The following is a 16,342-nucleotide window of genomic DNA, read 5'->3' as shown; positions in this document are numbered from 1 at the left end:
ATATGCCATGGACAATGATAGCAGCCAGCATTGGAGCTCAATTATTCAATAGCTGGCAAGCAAATAAGAAAGCAGAAGAACTTCAAGCCCGTCAGAGAGAGTTCCAAAGAGCTGCACAGCAGAAAGATTTTGACCGGATGCGCCAATTACAACGTGAAGCGGCTCAATTGGCATTGGAAATAGAAGCTGATGTTCATAAACAAAGATTGGAGGATATTGAGGCAAATTACGATGACATTGTCAAACAATACTCTACAGAAATTGCTATCAAGAAGTGGCCTCTGAAAGTTCTTCCGTTTGTAATGCGTGGAGAATCTTTTGGAACCTTTTTTAATGGAACAAAAAGTATCGTTCTTCATGTAATATTAACACCATCGAATTGCGATAGATTTAATGAGGCTGTATATACAGATATCGATTTACAGTTGGAAGCTTCTTGTAATCAACACTGGAATACGCAGTCATCTCATCCTATTGCATATTATGGGGGAGCTTGGAGAAAATCCTGTCTTGACTTAGATTATGTTGATTTATTGAAGACTCAACTAAAGAATGTTCCTACCGTTGTAATCACTCCGTATTTCAGTCCCAATTTATATTTTAAAGTGCAAATGTGGGGCATGGGAAAAGATACGGATGTTAAGATTGTTCCTGCTAATGGAGTTTTTTCATATGAAGATGACTATATAAAAGGAATGAATTACTCACCTAATGATGAGAGTCCTAAAGGCGATTTAATAGATACAACAGTTGAGGAATTTGTTCCCTACCTGGAAAGTTTAATAGGTTTTATCGCAGACAAGTATTATTGGGATTTTTATGGATATCCACCTCTTTTACCTCTGTTGATTATAAATAATAAGAATACACTAGCGACTATGTTAAAGAGTATATATAGCTCTCAATACAAACAGATTTACACAGAGGAGTTTAATGGGGTTGCCGTTAAATTGCATAATAATCCTCAGAGCATCATTGATTTATATAATAATATAAAATCTTTTGTTGATGATGAGATTCCTTTTCCAACAGAAGCCGCACAATTGTTATATAGGAAAAAACTAAATATGACATTATGGTATTGTTCTTCATTAAAAGAATTATCTGCAAAAATAAAATTAAATAATAGTTATAATTTTTTTTATCTTAAACAGGTTTCAAATAATATAGCCTTAGGAACATACGATTTGGTATACAATGCGGTCAATATTATTGTCATAATCTGTAAGGATATTCAATTGAAAACAGATGAAATAATTGAAATTAATATGTTATCAAATAAAATAAAGAATATTTCAATAGATAAATTTTCTAATATTAATATTGATGTTAATATGTTGAAATCAGAAATTTATAGATATGATTCTTTACTAGAAGAAGCCAGTAATATATATGAAAATCTGAAATCTATGATTGAATTGGATGATTTCAAATATGTAAATAATAGATTTAAATCTTCGCAGGAAGTAAAAGAATGGATAAACAAATATAGAAAGGAAGAAAATACATCATTTGAGCTAATTAGAGCATACTCAAAAGACATGTGCAAATATTTGTTACTAGGTTTTTTTTATGTTAAAGATGAAGCACAAGTGTCTCAAACATCTTTAATTTCATATTATGAAACTCTTCCTCAAGATATTGATGCGTATTATAAAAAAACTAATAAATATATATTTACTTTAAACAAATAAAAATGGGTGATTTATTAAAAAAACTAGTTGTTTCATTAGCCGAGTCTGCTGATGAATCATTCGAAAAAGGGAAAAACAACCTTAGCGGTGGTTTGAAAAAAATGTTAGGAAGAAAAGAGGATGTTCAATTTTCTTCGACGACAGATGTGTTAAATTACATGTTATCAGAAGTTTCGAGAGGATATTGTCAACATCACAAATTGTCAGCAGCCGATGATTTTTCTGTAATTTTAAAATGGATAAAACAAAACTTAAAAGGTGACAGATATTATATGGTAAGAGGTTTTTTTAATGACGGAAGTATTGCTATTGCTGTATTTTTTGCTGATGAAGATCGTGTTTATGCGGAAAGGCACGATCCGAAAATCTGTTATACTTGTGATGTTTTACCAAAAGACATCAGCGATTTATTTGGGAATAAAAACATATATGTACAATCATTCAGCAAATAACTATTATGGCAGGATTTTTTCAAGGACTCGGACAAGTTATCACAGGTCTTGGTCAAATTGCGTGGTCAATACTTAAAACAGCATGTTTAGCTGTAGCATTGATTGTTTATGGAGTTTATTCTTTAGCAAAAGAAGGATTGAGTTGGGCTTCTAAACAATATCAAAAATTTGGGAGTAAGTTTAAAAAACAGAAAACCATAGATCCAACAATTTCTAGAAAGTTAAAAGAATTTCTTGACGGTCAGCCAATAACCGTTGGTGAAAAACTCAAATTGTCTTCTGATGTAAAGAATTCTAATACTATAACTCGCATTGCACAAGACGAAAATGGCGATGCGCTTGCATTTGAGTTTGTAAAGGTAAATGGAGGCTGTGACTTTACCGGTATCGTTGAACAAGAAGTTGAATAATATAGGATGACTTTTACCTTGTTATAAAACACTGTTCTTTTGACAAGGTAAAAGTATTCTCACTAAAAAATTATAATATGAGTATCACAAAAATCGCACTAGTATCTGCAGCAGTAGTAGTTGGAGGTTTTCTAATTATCAAAAGATTACTTACAGATAACGAGGTAGCTGAAAAGAGAAAAAAAATTGTTAAAACTGATGTTGACGAAGTCAATTACGATATATTGATTTCAGATGTAAAAAAAATATATCAAAATAATATGGCTGCTTACCAAGGACAAAGATGTAAAATTCAAATATTAAATAATATTCCAACGGCTCAAATGTATGCTATCCTTAAAAATGAAGGGCAGTCATTATCTTTTAATGTGGGAGATAATTGTATTTCTGTTGTATTATTTGTTAACAACGAGATAGAGTATATAAAATTTTACTCTTATAAATCAATAAGTAAAGACATAAAAGATATCTTTTCTTTAGGTAAGGATATATTTGAACAAGATATTGAATAATTATGATATTAAGTTTCTTACTCGGTGCAGCTATTGGTGCAGCTATTGGAGCTGTCATTGCTGAAATAGAATTTTACATAGAAGGATGTATAACAGCTTTGAAAATTAAAGAGGAGGCAAAACAAAGAGAAGCATTAAATGCTGTAAACAGTTTCCTTGTAACACAAATTGAGCACACTACTGTTGGTCCTAGATTAAAAGTGTCAGGCAAAAATAGTAGTGGAGAAACTATTGCAAATATAGTAGTTACAGGTTCATCAACTAATATGTATATAAACCAATCATTTTCTTAGAATATGAAGATTACATTAATATCCGAAATGGATGAAAAACATCCTATTAATAATGATGCATCAAGTATATCTTCAAAAATTTCTCATATCCTAGAGGATAGATTTTTGTCTTCCAGAGCAAGAACATTGGATGGGAAATTATATGTTTATCTTTTTTTTAATTATCTTCCTAATAATCCAAATTTCCAAGAATTGTCAAAAGGTGTATTTGTTGGGAAAAATGAATCTATAGATTCATATATAGAAACATCCTCATTCTATACAACATCTAGCTGTGCAATTTCAAATAATATAAAGATTGAAGGACTAATTAATGCAGTATTTATTTTCTATTCTTTAAATGAAATAAATAAATCAGATATATTTCCTTTCAATAAAGATGATGCATCAGTTCAGTATGTTGCTATAGACCCTAAATATTCATTTGAGGATGTAATTATTAATGATGATGAATCAAGAGCCATCCAAAGAGCACTTACTATAGTTAGGGATAAAAAGCTGATATTTAATACTTGGGGATATAATAAAATTGATCCTGCAACCAAGTCAATATTATGTTTCCATGGTGCACCTGGTACTGGAAAAACGATGTGTGCTCATGCTGTTGCCCGCTTGCTAGGAAAACAAATTCTTGTTGCAAGCTATTCTAAAATTCAGTCAAAATATACAGGAGAGGGTGAAAAAAATATGCGAGCATATTTCCAAGCTGCAGAAGAACAAGATGCAGTTTTATTTATAGATGAAGCAGACACCTTTTTAAGCAAAAGATTACCTAGCTCAAATGCGAATTCAAAAATCTATAATAGTATGTCTAATGAGTTATATCAACTCATTGAAGAGCATAATGGATGTATAATCTTTGCGAGTAATCATATTACTGATTTCGATCCAGCCGTAATTTCCCGTATTATTGAACCTATTGAGTTTAAGATTCCGAACAAGGATGCTCGAATCAAAATAATAAAAAAATTGATCCCCAATTGCATACCATTGGTGAAACCATTGTCAGAGAATGACTTAAGTTATTTAGCTGATATATCAGAAGGATTTTCTGGACGAGACATAAGAAAATCTGTACTTGTTTTTATTGCAGATAAAGTATATGCAGATAAATATGTTAATCAAATACCCGAGTCCTCCATAGCGTTTACACTAGAAGATATGTCTAGAGGTTTTAAAGAGGTAAAACAAGCCAAAAAGAAGCTTAATGATTCTATAAATAATACAAATAATGCATTAAATAGTTTTCTTAAAAAAGAAGAGGAAAAATTAAGATTATTACATATTGCTGCATTAGCATTATGGTCTGATAATAATGTGACAGAATTTGAAAAATCTGTCTTCAAAGAATTATGTGATGAATATCAATTAAAGGTTAATATTAACGAACGTGAAAAGTTGATGTCTCTTGATGAGATATGTAAGCATGCGAATACTAAATCAATCAAATGTGAGATGCTAGATATGGCATGCAGAATGGTTTCAATAGATGGTATTTTGGAACCTGCTGAAGTTGAGTTTGTAAAGGATATTGCAACTCATTTAGGATTTAAATATGACCATTTAAATGAATTAGAATCCTATTTGCATGCATTGGTAAGCTCATATAATCAACACAAATCTTTTGCCGATTTTTTTGGCATTTCAGAATATGATGTACTTAATGAGCTACGCAAAGAATATACAGAACCCGCGGCGTTATTCCATATGGCAGAATTGTTTAAAAATGGAAGCGAAATCTATGGTATAATTGCGAATGAAGCTAAAGAAAAAGAATATCATGAAAAAGCTAAAAATGCTGGCTATCATTGTTAATTAAGATGTACATACTTGAGCAAGACGGAGCTATATGGGCTAAGAAGCAAATCTCCTCATCGGGGAGAGTTAAATCTATAGTTCATATTGACACGCTTATAACGTCTAAATTAAAAGCATTTTTAAATGGGCAGACTTGCTCGGAAAGTATTTTGGACGAGGAATTCTGTATTGTCTTGAATGGCAAGTCATTGATTAAAGATGATGTTGTGAACTCAGATACAATTACGCGAATTGCACAAGACGAAAATGGCGATGTGCTTGCATTTGAGTTTGTAAAGGCAAATGAAGGCTGCGACTTTACCGGTATCGTTGAACAAGATATTATTCTTGAAACAAATCAACAAGGGATACTAGCTGATAGAAAATGATTTATTTTATCATCTTTGTAAAAAACGGAACACAATGTTGGAATTTTCAAGAGGAGCAAATCGAAATACAGATACCTTGGATCTGAATATTTTCCAAGGAACTACACCGTCGTGTGCTGTACGCTGTCAGCAGATTATTATGCGTGATTACGGGATTCAGATTCCGCAGGATGAACTAATGGAGTATGCCACTGAAAAAGGTTGGTATAATCCGGAAGATGGTACGATGACAAAAGATATTGGTAATCTGCTTGAAACATGCAAAATTAGCACACATACAAGTTTTGACAACACAGTATATGATTTGGTAAAAGAATTAGAGAGTGGGCATAGGGTAATAGTGTCTGTTGATGCTGACGAATTGTGGGCAGAACCTGGTTCTGATGAATGGAAGTTCTTTCAGCAGATGAAGAGCCCTAATCATGCCATTGTTGTTGCTGGAGCAAGAATTGACCCACTTCATCCCGAGAACTCAACTGTGATAATTACAGATCCTGGACGCGGTGATGTGTTTATAGAATACAAAATGGAACATTTTGTGCACGCATGGCAAGATTCCGATTTCTATATGATGGCGACTGATGTTCCGGCACCATATCAGTATAACGAACTGACAAGAGAAATGGAATTCTCAAACTTCGCAACAGAATACTCAGTGGCAGAGTTTCCTTTTCATAATGAGTTCTCTGACATATATCAATTAGATTCTGATGGGTATGAACCGTATTATAATGAAGGGCATCTCTTCAATGTGGCCGAAGGGTTGTCTCATGAGGAATTTATTGAACATTGGGAAGATTCCGACTTCAATTATCTTAACGATCTATTCGAATTGGATGAAATGCCGGATACATATCTTCAATTAGGAGATAGTTCTTATTTGGATGAAGTTATTCCATTGGGAGATAATGGGCTTGATATAGATGAGACATACAATTTTGATGAATTTTAATGTGGGAGGACAAGTATGTTAGATAAAATTTTAGGCAATTATAATGCGATTGAACATGATGCTGAAGCATCTTATGAAACAATTAAAAATGCCGAACAATGGAATGATGAGATTGTTACACCACAAATGGATTTGTCTGATATTATGCAACATGAAGATGGAGATCAGGAAAATCCATAAATTCAATACGGATTGAGTTATAGTTTATAATATTTTAAATTAATTAGTCATGGACGAAATGTATAATGGTTATGATGATGTTGATATCAATGCCAATGAAACGGAATTAGAAGATAATGTGACGAATGGAGAAAGATCTACAGAGGAGGCTATCATTTCAACAGAACAAGAGGTTTCAAATACAGATTCAGATGGTCTTTCTTCATCATCTCTTTCAGAGGAGGATCCTTTGGCTGCGCCAATGAAAGAGTTCGAAGAATTACAGAAAAGAGCGGAAAACATAGAACGCGAAGGTGATGACAATCAGGAAGAATCTTCGGTCGGTAAGAAGTTATGTGCAACTAGGCATGGTTGCCAAGGTGCAACAGATTGCAATTATTCTTATGGTTCTTATCCGGGTTAATTATGAATAATAGTACAGAATGTCTGAATAGTACTTGTGGAGAAGCCGTTGGATTACTAACAACATATCGTTGTAATCTGAAATGCAAATATTGTTATATCAGAACAAAACGCAATAAAGATATGACTTTGGAAATGGCTCAAAACATTCTTGAGCCATTTCTACTAAAAAAAGATGAAGGGCGTTTGGATATTGCATTTATGGGAGGTGAAACCCTAATGGCCATGAGTATGATACGACCTCTTGTAGAATGGATAGAAAAAGGTAACTGGAACAGGAGTTACCGTCTGTTCGGAAGTACGAATGGTACATTACTCACTACAGAACTGAAGAATTGGTTAAAAGAACACTCTCATATTCTATCGCTAGGACTAAGTTATGACGGGTTGCCCACATCACAAACCAATAATAGAGGTAGCAACAAGATTGATATAGATTTCTTCCTCTCAACTTGGCCTAAACAGCCCATTCAAATGACTATTAACACGGAAACGGTTGGAAAAATGGCAGATGGGGTCATCTATTTACTGGAAAGAGGTGCATTGGTTCATCCTAATGTCGCTTACGAAGAATATGAGTGGAGTCAAGAACATATTCGAGAATATGGAAAGCAATTGAACATACTCTTAAAATACTATAATGAGCATTACGACAAGCCTTTGATTTCACAGTTCATACATGATTTAAATGAATATGCTCGTTGTGTAGATGTACCACAAAAGCAATGGGAAATTTGTGGAGTTGGAAATGGTTTTCAAGTATTTGATGTTGATGGACAATCATATCCATGTCATATTCTTTCTCCACTTGTGCTAGAAGGTAAAAAATTGCAGAAAATTAAAGATGGGTTGATATTCCAAACTAAAGACTTTTCCGATGTTAGATGTGCAACATGTCCATATGTATCATCTTGTCCTACATGTATCGCCTGCAATTATTTATATCGTGGCACTCTTCAAAATAGAGATTTAACCCACTGTCAAATTATGCAATTGGAAGTCAAGGCTTTCATAAAAAAAGAAGTTCTGCGATTGACTGCTAAAAATCATCTTACACCTAATGATGCGTTAGAAATTGATTCTATTAAAAAGTTGATAGAGTATGAAAAGAGTAAAAAATAGCTATATATAAATATCATGGGAATACTTAGTTCTTTAATTACAGGAATTATTCAGGACTCTCCTTCTGGTTTCTTACAAGATGCGACAGATTCTAGCAGTAAAGGAATGGATAAAACATTCTTTATTGGCATTTGTCGTCATCGTTTACTGACAGATGGAGAGGGAGTAACAACTCTTGTTGGATTTTCGGGTTGTCCCTTAAGATGTAAATATTGTATCAATAAATTATGTTGGGAAGAAACTGGAATAATTAGTTATACACCAGCAGAGTTATATGATATAATAAAAAAAGATTTAATATATCTTATAGCTACTGGGGGAGGTATAACTTTTGGCGGTGGAGAGCCAGGACTTCACAGTAAGTTTATTTCGGAGTTTAGAAAGATTTGCGATGAACGGTTGCATATATATTTGGAAACATCTTTGAATATTCCGTTAGAGAACCTTTTGGAACTAATTCCGGCTGTTGATTCTTATATTGTTGATATAAAAGATGTGAATAATCAGATATATTTACGATATACAGGCTGTAATAATCGCAAAGCTATTCGCAACCTTAAATATATGGTTGACAATAATTTGACGGAGAGGCTAACCATTAGAGTCCCTCTTATTCCTGAATATAATACCGAGCAAGATGTTGAAAATTCAATTGCAGAATTAAAGGCATTGGGAATTACAAAATTTGACCGTTTTACCTATCGTGCTTCGGATAAGAAACCTAAATGTCCTGAGGAGCAAAATACAAGTGAGGAGATGAATTATGGTAAAGCTGTTTGTGAGGTTTTAAAACAAATAAGGATTGAAATCGCTGCGGCTAACAATATACCATATACACCGCATTTATGTCATCATAAACAATGTGCAACGGGAACTTGTTCTGTATGTGAAAAAGAATTACTTGAAATAGAAACACATCTTAATAATAAATTGTTAGCTGGTGATAAAATCATAATCTAATTTTTATGTTTAAAGAACTAGGAGAATTTGTAGATAATGCAGGAAGAAAGACCAGAAATGTGCTTCATGATGTGCTTGAGGACGATGGTTTAGAAGTGATGATGGGGTGTCTTTCCGACGAACTAGAAAAGTTGCTGCTTGAGGATGATGATTTAGACATGGTGGGTAATTCGTTGGAGAAGAAGATTGACAAAATAAATCATTAAAATGAATATTATTATGTTTAAGGAATTAGGAACATTAATTGATACTGCAGGTAGTTTTGTTGGCAAAACAATAAGAAGAGCATTGAACAACGAATCTACGGAACCGGAAATAATGTCTGGAGTTATTGAACCAGAAATGCCTGAAGATTTTTTAGATTATAGAAGTTCTGTAAGAGTTCGGATAGGTTCTGAAGATAGGGATGAGAATAACGATGAAGAGGCGATAATTGTTAAGAATGATTCTAAAGATTAACAAAATGCTTATATCGTTTATAACCTATAAAGTTCTATCACACATTACAGATATTGATTTTGAGAGACCATCTGGAAAATGTGGTGTATGTGGACATAGAACATATATGATAAAAGGATCCATAACAGAGGATGTTTGTCCTTGGTGTAAACTTATGAGACTTTTATTGGTCATGAAGTTACCTATAGATGAGATTAATAAAATAACAACGTCAATTGAACAAAAACATAAAATTAAATTATAAAAATGGATTTTGATAGAATTTTTACAGACAATCGTTTATACAGCTATTACAAGTCTAGATATGAAGATATTAGCGAGCCATTAAAAGAATATCAGGTACACCGTGATGGCTCTTTAAGTCTTATGCGAGAACCAAGGTTGCTGGGGGTAAAAAAGAATGGTAAATGGGGATGGATTGATTCATCTGAACGATTTGTAATTCCTGCGATATATGATACTGGATTTGTGCTTTGCTATGATGGAGTAATCCTTTTAGAGAAAGACGGGAAATATGGCGGGTTATACAGTGCTAATATGACGATAGCATTTCAATTTAAATATAAGCGTCTTTCTTACCTTAAGGCAGGGACTTACATTGCAACCGATTCATCAGGTATGCAAGCATTGGTAAGGCCAGGAGACAATATGCTCACGAGTTATAAATACATAGGCTTCTTAGTAGACTTTGCAAATAGGATTACTTATGTACGTAGGGGATTCTTTGGAGAAACAAAAGGTATAATTGACCCCGAAACTGGAAGAGAATTATCGTAATTAATATTCACCTATAAAAGCCGATAAATATGATATGCCCTCATTGTGGTAAGGAACATCCAGATAATTATAAGTTTTGTCCATTTACGAACAAACAAATCATGAAACAAGTGAGTTGCAGCAATGAAAATTGTTCGGAATATAGAAAGCCCTTATTCCTTGATGGAGCAATTTGTTGTCCTATCTGTGGAAGTGCATTATCAGGTGAAGAAGTCAAGAATATTGACTCGTCTGTTAATAAACAGCAAACAGATATGCCAAATTCCACATCTAATAGTAATCTATCTTCTGAGGACACAACATTTTCAAATAGCAAGAATCATAAACTACAGCATTCGTATGATGAAATTTATGAATTTTATGATGGTCTCGCTCGTGTTCAAAGAAATGGCATGTATGGTTTTATAAATGAATCGGGCGAAGAAGTAATACCATGCAAATACGAGTATCTAAGTATTTTCTTTTCTAATGAATATTGTGAAGTCACAAAGGATGATTTAAGTGGTCTCATAGATAAAACAGGTCAAATTATAGTACCTTGTAAGTATGATGCTGTTGACTATGATGAAGATATAGACGCATTTTTCATACGGAAAAATAATAAATCAGGTATTATAGATAAAGATGGCGTAACCATATTGGTCCCATGTAAGTGGGATCAAATATCCTGGTATGAAAACGGAAAGGCTATCGCACGAAAAAACGGACTATTCATGGTCATAAATAAATATGGCGAAACTCTCATAAACTTGTCTGACATATATGATGTTGATTTGGGTATAAGCGATGGTGTTGTCCCCGTTAAAAACGGAAGTGGTAAATGGGGGTTGCTTGACATTAATGAAAACAAATTGGTGACAGATTTTATGTATGATTCGATTAAGTCTAGAGAGTTTGGATTTATAGTAGAAATGAATGGTAATTATGGGCTCTATCATGTACAGAGTTCCACTTTATTAATTCCATGTAGGTATAAAAAAATATCTCCAAGTTGTAGAGCAGCTTTTGTCCAACGTCCTGATGGTTATTGGAGTATATATAACTATGAACAAAAAAACTGTTCACAAGGAATCTATAAAGATTTTCATAAAATAGACAATGACTATATTTCTGTTTACGATGGAGATGGTTATTGTGGACTAATCGATTGGGATGGCAACATAATTATTAAGCCAAAGAAATATAAGATTATTGATGTTCCACAAAATGGTCTTATCCGTGTTTGTTATCACGATGATGAATTAGCCTCATGCTATGATTGTGAAGATGATTTTGATCCAGATGATTATGACTATTGGGGATTATTGGACATTACGGGCAAGGAAATAATTCCATGTATGTATGAAAGCCTTTCAATTTCAGGAAATGGACTTGTTGTGGCGAAATTCAATGGCAATTATTGTGTTATCAATACGAATAACGATATGGTGTTTGCTAATACAGTTGATATAAATGAATGGGAAGAGGAGAAATCTTACCATAGTTATAACGAATAACCTTTTTACATTTATAATGAATCGTGATATGTGTTGATTAGATTGCTTGATTATGCACCGTTTATTTAGTAACCATAAAAATAAGTTGTGATAATCATTTCAGGGAACAACCTTATAATCAAACTTTTGAGAAAATTAACTTTTCTAAGTTGTTTTTTATCATTACTCAATTGTTTAAAAAAGAGCTTGATCAACACGAGATGTCAATCATGTTGGATATGTTATTCTTGGTCATGTATATTATCATAAACATCGTATGTTTTAATGTAAGAACCCTGTTTGCGTAAGTTTATAATAGCATTGATAGAATGTGCTCGAATTACACTCTGTATTAATAGAGTTTGTAGTTCGGGCGCAATTTGTTATGTTATGTAGCTATCTAATAAAAAAATATATATAACAGAGATAGATTCTGAAACACTAAAACTCTATAAGAATACAACTTATAGAAATAAGTAACCATTCAATCATTTTATGGAAAGGAAAGATTATATCAAACTATTATTGATAATGATAGCAATCGTTGTGCTATCTACAACATCTGCAGGTGCAGCAAATAAGACCGTCACAATGCAGGTCGGGGAAACTATGACGCTTCGATTACCATCAAGTATTACATCTTTGGCTATGAGAGGGGCTCAGTGGACATCTACATGTCCTAATGAGGTGCAGATCGTATCACAAACAACATACTCAGCGACCATCAAAGTACTTAAAGCTGTTCCGTCGACCACAACTTGTTTGATTCACTGTCAGTATTACTATTTAGTAAACAACGCAGGTTTTACATATCAGTTATCAGGCATATATGATTTCAAAGTGGAAACGGAGTCTAATGAACCTACAAGTGTGTCACTTCCTTCGTCTGTAACCTTGAATGTGGGAGAAAGTAGATACTTGACGGCGAGCCTCACCCCTAATGATGCTCAAACGGAAATGACTTGGTCATCAAGTAACTATGCTACTATCAATGTGTTTCAGAACGGACGTATTTTAGCCCAAAAAGAAGGAACATCTATAATCACAGTCAAGACTTCTAATGGTAAGACTGCTACATGTACCGTAAATGCTATAAGACCGACAGTAGATATTACATCAGTAGCTATTACCCCAGTTTCTTATACCATTAAGGTTGGAGAGGAATACAAGTTAAATGCAGTTGTCTCCCCATCTAATGCGACAGACAAGGAAGTCATATGGTCATCTAGTCAATCATCTATAATCAGCGTTGATAAGACAGGCAATATAGCAGGTCTAAAAGCTGGAACTGCTACAATATCAGCAACCGTTAGTAATGGGATTTCAGCTACTTGTACAGTGATATGCCAACCTGTGATTCCAGATATAGAAATATCTGACAAGGATGGTCTTGCGGAAATACCGGCAATAGCAAACATTCGATATGACAGAACAATGTATGCTGGATGGAATAGTGTATGTGTTCCTTTCGCATTAAATCAAACAATGTTGGATGATTTCTCAGAGGGCTGTAAAATAGCACTTGTGGAAACATTCGAGGTCGTAGGTGATAAACGTCACATAACTATTAAGGAAGTAACCTCTGTAGGAGCTGGAATTCCCTGCTTGATATATGCGCCATCCGATGTCCTTTGTAAATTCAAATTGGATAATGCAGAATTGAATGTATCGCCTGATAATTCTTCAATAATGAAAGCGGCATTTCAAAAGACTTGTATAGGTGCAGGTGTCTATAAATTGACGGAGGATGGAACTGCATTTGGTCTAACAAAAACAGATGAAGCAACTGTTGCTCCTTTCAGATGCTACATTCAGATTCAACCCCAAAAGCCCACAAAGTAGAAATTAAGATATATAAGTACTAACAATTTAATGATTAAAATTATGAAAAGAGATTTTTTCTTCGGCATCGTTTTTATATTTTTACTGTCATCTTGTGTGGAGATGAGTACAACTTTGGAATTGGATTCTCTTACTGATCCTTCAGAAACAGTTTTCAATGCTACAACCGAGACAGAACCTTATACTCGCACGTCCCTTTCCGGTTACACTAATGCCGACGGCTGTTACTCTTTGTATTGGTCTTCGGGTGATGAGATTAGCATCTCAGATGGAAACAAATCTGCTGTTTATGTCACAAATGATGACTACTCCTCTATAGCTGAGTTTAGCCATAAAGAAGGAAGCATTAACAATAGTGCTGCTACATACACTGCATTTTACCCTTCAAGCATAACAGCCTCCAATATGGTTTTGCCCTCAACGCAAATTTATGTAGAAAACAATGTGAAGAACTTTCCCATGTATGCAGTATCCACGAATAAAGAGTTAGCATTCAAGAACCTCTGTGGTATCATCCGCCTTTGTATAAAAGCTAAAGAGAGTGGAGAAATCAATATCTCCTCAATTGGTCTCTCTAGCAATAAAGGTATGAGCGGAACCTTCACTATTGGAGAAGACAATTCAGCTATTGTCAGTGGAACAGATGGTGTTGTGCTGAATTGTGCAGAAGCACATAGCTTATATATATCTTCAGCTACTGATTTTAATATTGTAGTTCCTCAAGGAGACTTCAATTCTTTGAAAGTTAAGATTTGCGACACAGATGGGAAAGAGATAAACTTTGAATCAGAAGGAACTATCAGTGTAAAAAGGAGTGAAATTACTCGCATAAATCTTACAATCTCCAAATCAGACTTTAATACTTCTTTGGAAACTATTCCTATTACAGACTCAGATGTAGAGTTCACTGAACGATAAGCACATAGAGCATATCAGGCGCAGGATTATATACTGTGCCTGATACGCATTTACATAAGCAGTTGTCACATGAATATAGTTAAAGAAATCCGAGGACTAAAATGTCCCTATCATAATTATGTGAAAGATAATCAATTTTATGTATGACATATTGTTGTGACAGCTGAACAGATTACAATGAATGGAAGCTGGAGATGCTTGATTTTTCAATTAGATCAGGAAGATTATCTTATAGAATGAATTTTATGAAAAGTATCATCTAATTGCTAAACTTGAAAGAGATTTATAGATTACTGTTATCTTATTGAAAATCAACAGCAAATTGATTGTATCAAGAAGTTCGCAGATTTGTGTCATTGTTGGAGATAGATTGATTGGTAATAATTTCGGATTCATTAAGTAAAATGAAGAATATGAAGATAAAATATGCAACAATAAGCGAGTGTGGAAGACGTTCAAATAACGAAGATGCTTTTGATGTGATGGATTACGGCAATCGTTGGATTGGCATTGTATGCGATGGATTGGGTGGTCACCCTATGGGAGAAGTAGCTAGTGCATCAGTTGTAGAATCGGTTGCCCGGTATTTTGCACAAAATGAAAAAAAAGATGCAGAAAAAGCAATCAAAGAAGCGTGTGAAGCCGCGTCAAAGGATTTGGATACTAAGGCTGACCAATTAAATCGTGTGAATATGGGTACAACCTTAGTTATGGCTTGTATTGATGGTAATGTAGCGACTATCACTCATATAGGTGACAGTAGATGTTATGTCATACGAAGGAACGGGGAGCTTGTTTACCAGACAAGGGATCATACTAAATTGAGTTTTGGTTTGGAGGTATTAGACAAGTGTTTCATTGCATACACTGGTAATATTGCAATACCTGAAATTGTTCAGATTGAAATAGAAGCCGGAGACAGGATATTACTCTGTTCTGATGGCCTATACAAAAGTATTGCTCCTGAGATTTTAAAAGCTCGTATGGTGGATAATAAGTCTCCTCAAGTTATACTTGATACATTTGCATTCTTGTGTGAAAAGAATGGAGATGATAACTATACTGGTATTTTTGCCATAATCGAATAAGAAATATGTTATATTAAAGTATACGATTACTGCAATTTGAGTAAATGTATGAGATAGTTATTACGTTGTGTCCGAGCTAAAAATTTCTCTGAACGAATTAGGATTTTGTAATTAAATTGGCTATAGGAGACAGGTTTTCACACATGCATGACTCTATATAAAAAACTAAAGCAAGATAGGATATGTTAACGATTATTTGTATTACGATTTTAGCCTATTGGATTATGGGCAAAGAGATTGATTCCTTATTGGAAAGAGTGAAGAACTATGATTGGCGTGGTAAAATCAATGAATTGTATGCCAAGCTTCGGCCTTATGCCATGAAAGCCGGACGTACAGCGGCCCGTCCACTGCTTCAGTTCTATTATGTGATAGCTGATGAAAAGACGACCACATTGGACAGGGTACTGATTTATGCCGCAATTATCTACACTATATCTCCGATAAGTTTGATACCAAGTGCTGTATATCGGCTGTTGGGTGTATTGGATGAAGGTGCTGCCATCATTTATGTCTATAAGAAGATAAAGGATAAGATTACGCCAGAAATCAATGCTCAGGTTGAAGATACATTGAATGAATGGTTTGGAATTGAGTATGAATTAATAGAAGAATGAGCC

19 protein-coding genes and 1 pseudogene are annotated in these 16,342 nt (G+C 34.0%); all 20 read left to right on the top strand.

The genetic code is table 11. The annotated features are described in order from the left end of the window. Positions 1 to 2: 2 nt before the first annotated feature. The 20 genes and pseudogenes from BQ8005_RS15335 to BQ8005_RS15240 all read left to right on the top strand — a co-directional run bounded on the left by BQ8005_RS15335 (position 3) and on the right by BQ8005_RS15240 (position 16,339). The gene (locus BQ8005_RS15335) at positions 3 to 1,694 is read left to right on the top strand and encodes a hypothetical protein (protein ID WP_159436275.1); all 1,692 of its coding nucleotides are present in this window, start codon (positions 3 to 5) and stop codon (positions 1,692 to 1,694) included. Between the two features lie 2 nt (positions 1,695 to 1,696). Beyond that, the gene (locus BQ8005_RS15330; RefSeq protein ID WP_075318639.1) at positions 1,697 to 2,146 is read left to right on the top strand and encodes a hypothetical protein; all 450 of its coding nucleotides are present in this window, start codon (positions 1,697 to 1,699) and stop codon (positions 2,144 to 2,146) included. Between the two features lie 5 nt (positions 2,147 to 2,151). Further along, positions 2,152 to 2,556, top strand: coding sequence for a hypothetical protein (locus tag BQ8005_RS15325; RefSeq protein WP_075318638.1), 405 nt, complete (start codon positions 2,152 to 2,154; stop codon positions 2,554 to 2,556). 77 nt (positions 2,557 to 2,633) lie between these two features. Then, positions 2,634 to 3,068: a hypothetical protein gene (locus BQ8005_RS15320; protein WP_075318637.1), complete on the top strand. Its 435-nt coding sequence runs from the start codon at positions 2,634 to 2,636 to the stop codon at positions 3,066 to 3,068. Between the two features lie 2 nt (positions 3,069 to 3,070). After that, complete coding sequence (locus BQ8005_RS15315; protein WP_075318636.1) at positions 3,071 to 3,361, top strand: hypothetical protein; 291 nt, start codon at positions 3,071 to 3,073, stop codon at positions 3,359 to 3,361. 3 nt (positions 3,362 to 3,364) lie between these two features. Then, positions 3,365 to 5,176, top strand: a complete 1,812-nt coding sequence (locus BQ8005_RS15310; protein WP_075318635.1) for an AAA family ATPase — start codon at positions 3,365 to 3,367, stop codon at positions 5,174 to 5,176. 5 nt (positions 5,177 to 5,181) lie between these two features. Continuing rightward, positions 5,182 to 5,547 (top strand): hypothetical protein, encoded by a 366-nt coding sequence (locus BQ8005_RS15305; RefSeq protein ID WP_075318634.1) that lies wholly within the window; start codon positions 5,182 to 5,184, stop codon positions 5,545 to 5,547. A 34-nt stretch (positions 5,548 to 5,581) separates the two neighbouring features. After that, positions 5,582 to 6,499, top strand: coding sequence for a C39 family peptidase (locus tag BQ8005_RS15300; RefSeq protein WP_075318633.1), 918 nt, complete (start codon positions 5,582 to 5,584; stop codon positions 6,497 to 6,499). Between the two features lie 15 nt (positions 6,500 to 6,514). Continuing rightward, positions 6,515 to 6,679 (top strand): hypothetical protein, encoded by a 165-nt coding sequence (locus BQ8005_RS17450; RefSeq protein WP_158508046.1) that lies wholly within the window; start codon positions 6,515 to 6,517, stop codon positions 6,677 to 6,679. Positions 6,680 to 6,728: 49 nt separating this feature from the next. After that, positions 6,729 to 7,082 carry a hypothetical protein gene (locus BQ8005_RS15295; RefSeq protein WP_075318632.1) on the top strand — a complete coding sequence of 118 codons (354 nt, stop codon included), beginning with the start codon at positions 6,729 to 6,731 and terminating at the stop codon, positions 7,080 to 7,082. 2 nt (positions 7,083 to 7,084) lie between these two features. Beyond that, on the top strand, positions 7,085 to 8,203 hold the full coding sequence (locus BQ8005_RS15290; protein WP_075318631.1) for a radical SAM protein: 1,119 nt from the start codon (positions 7,085 to 7,087) through the stop codon (positions 8,201 to 8,203). Positions 8,204 to 8,308: 105 nt separating this feature from the next. Further along, positions 8,309 to 8,908: pseudogene (locus BQ8005_RS15285) on the top strand (radical SAM protein); the annotation flags it as partial. 260 nt (positions 8,909 to 9,168) lie between these two features. Beyond that, positions 9,169 to 9,369 carry a hypothetical protein gene (locus BQ8005_RS15280; protein ID WP_029426939.1) on the top strand — a complete coding sequence of 67 codons (201 nt, stop codon included), beginning with the start codon at positions 9,169 to 9,171 and terminating at the stop codon, positions 9,367 to 9,369. Positions 9,370 to 9,382: 13 nt separating this feature from the next. After that, complete coding sequence (locus tag BQ8005_RS15275) at positions 9,383 to 9,622, top strand: hypothetical protein (protein WP_144430718.1); 240 nt, start codon at positions 9,383 to 9,385, stop codon at positions 9,620 to 9,622. 246 nt (positions 9,623 to 9,868) lie between these two features. After that, positions 9,869 to 10,399, top strand: coding sequence for a WG repeat-containing protein (locus BQ8005_RS15265; protein WP_029426936.1), 531 nt, complete (start codon positions 9,869 to 9,871; stop codon positions 10,397 to 10,399). Between the two features lie 101 nt (positions 10,400 to 10,500). Continuing rightward, a complete protein-coding gene (locus BQ8005_RS15260; RefSeq protein ID WP_075318630.1) occupies positions 10,501 to 11,895 on the top strand; it encodes a WG repeat-containing protein in 1,395 nt (464 codons plus the stop codon). A gap of 474 nt (positions 11,896 to 12,369) precedes the next feature. Further along, complete coding sequence (locus tag BQ8005_RS15255; RefSeq protein WP_029426933.1) at positions 12,370 to 13,716, top strand: Ig-like domain-containing protein; 1,347 nt, start codon at positions 12,370 to 12,372, stop codon at positions 13,714 to 13,716. Positions 13,717 to 13,758: 42 nt separating this feature from the next. Beyond that, positions 13,759 to 14,634: a hypothetical protein gene (locus BQ8005_RS15250; RefSeq protein ID WP_144430719.1), complete on the top strand. Its 876-nt coding sequence runs from the start codon at positions 13,759 to 13,761 to the stop codon at positions 14,632 to 14,634. A gap of 413 nt (positions 14,635 to 15,047) precedes the next feature. Next, positions 15,048 to 15,722 (top strand): PP2C family protein-serine/threonine phosphatase, encoded by a 675-nt coding sequence (locus BQ8005_RS15245; protein ID WP_033160468.1) that lies wholly within the window; start codon positions 15,048 to 15,050, stop codon positions 15,720 to 15,722. A gap of 182 nt (positions 15,723 to 15,904) precedes the next feature. Continuing rightward, entirely contained in the window at positions 15,905 to 16,339 is a 435-nt protein-coding gene (locus tag BQ8005_RS15240; protein WP_029426930.1) for a YkvA family protein, read from the top strand. Positions 16,340 to 16,342 lie beyond the last annotated feature (3 nt).

This window comes from Bacteroides togonis, assembly GCF_900130135.1.
Lineage (GTDB): Bacteria > Bacteroidota > Bacteroidia > Bacteroidales > Bacteroidaceae > Bacteroides > Bacteroides pullorum.
Note: the sequence above shows the minus strand (reverse complement) of the source record. Positions and strands in the feature narration are given on the sequence as shown.

Coding starts and splice junctions, on each gene's coding strand:
- BQ8005_RS15250 (WP_144430719.1), top strand. CDS start 13,759: ATGAAAAGAGATTTTTTCTTCGGCATCGTTTTTATATTTTTACTGTCA.
- BQ8005_RS15305 (WP_075318634.1), top strand. CDS start 5,182: ATGTACATACTTGAGCAAGACGGAGCTATATGGGCTAAGAAGCAAATC.
- BQ8005_RS15330 (WP_075318639.1), top strand. CDS start 1,697: ATGGGTGATTTATTAAAAAAACTAGTTGTTTCATTAGCCGAGTCTGCT.
- BQ8005_RS15260 (WP_075318630.1), top strand. CDS start 10,501: ATGAAACAAGTGAGTTGCAGCAATGAAAATTGTTCGGAATATAGAAAG.
- BQ8005_RS15320 (WP_075318637.1), top strand. CDS start 2,634: ATGAGTATCACAAAAATCGCACTAGTATCTGCAGCAGTAGTAGTTGGA.
- BQ8005_RS15245 (WP_033160468.1), top strand. CDS start 15,048: ATGAAGATAAAATATGCAACAATAAGCGAGTGTGGAAGACGTTCAAAT.
- BQ8005_RS15335 (WP_159436275.1), top strand. CDS start 3: ATGCCATGGACAATGATAGCAGCCAGCATTGGAGCTCAATTATTCAAT.
- BQ8005_RS15265 (WP_029426936.1), top strand. CDS start 9,869: ATGGATTTTGATAGAATTTTTACAGACAATCGTTTATACAGCTATTAC.
- BQ8005_RS15300 (WP_075318633.1), top strand. CDS start 5,582: ATGTTGGAATTTTCAAGAGGAGCAAATCGAAATACAGATACCTTGGAT.
- BQ8005_RS15280 (WP_029426939.1), top strand. CDS start 9,169: ATGTTTAAAGAACTAGGAGAATTTGTAGATAATGCAGGAAGAAAGACC.
- BQ8005_RS15255 (WP_029426933.1), top strand. CDS start 12,370: ATGGAAAGGAAAGATTATATCAAACTATTATTGATAATGATAGCAATC.
- BQ8005_RS17450 (WP_158508046.1), top strand. CDS start 6,515: ATGTTAGATAAAATTTTAGGCAATTATAATGCGATTGAACATGATGCT.
- BQ8005_RS15295 (WP_075318632.1), top strand. CDS start 6,729: ATGGACGAAATGTATAATGGTTATGATGATGTTGATATCAATGCCAAT.
- BQ8005_RS15325 (WP_075318638.1), top strand. CDS start 2,152: ATGGCAGGATTTTTTCAAGGACTCGGACAAGTTATCACAGGTCTTGGT.
- BQ8005_RS15310 (WP_075318635.1), top strand. CDS start 3,365: ATGAAGATTACATTAATATCCGAAATGGATGAAAAACATCCTATTAAT.
- BQ8005_RS15290 (WP_075318631.1), top strand. CDS start 7,085: ATGAATAATAGTACAGAATGTCTGAATAGTACTTGTGGAGAAGCCGTT.
- BQ8005_RS15275 (WP_144430718.1), top strand. CDS start 9,383: ATGTTTAAGGAATTAGGAACATTAATTGATACTGCAGGTAGTTTTGTT.
- BQ8005_RS15240 (WP_029426930.1), top strand. CDS start 15,905: ATGTTAACGATTATTTGTATTACGATTTTAGCCTATTGGATTATGGGC.
- BQ8005_RS15315 (WP_075318636.1), top strand. CDS start 3,071: ATGATATTAAGTTTCTTACTCGGTGCAGCTATTGGTGCAGCTATTGGA.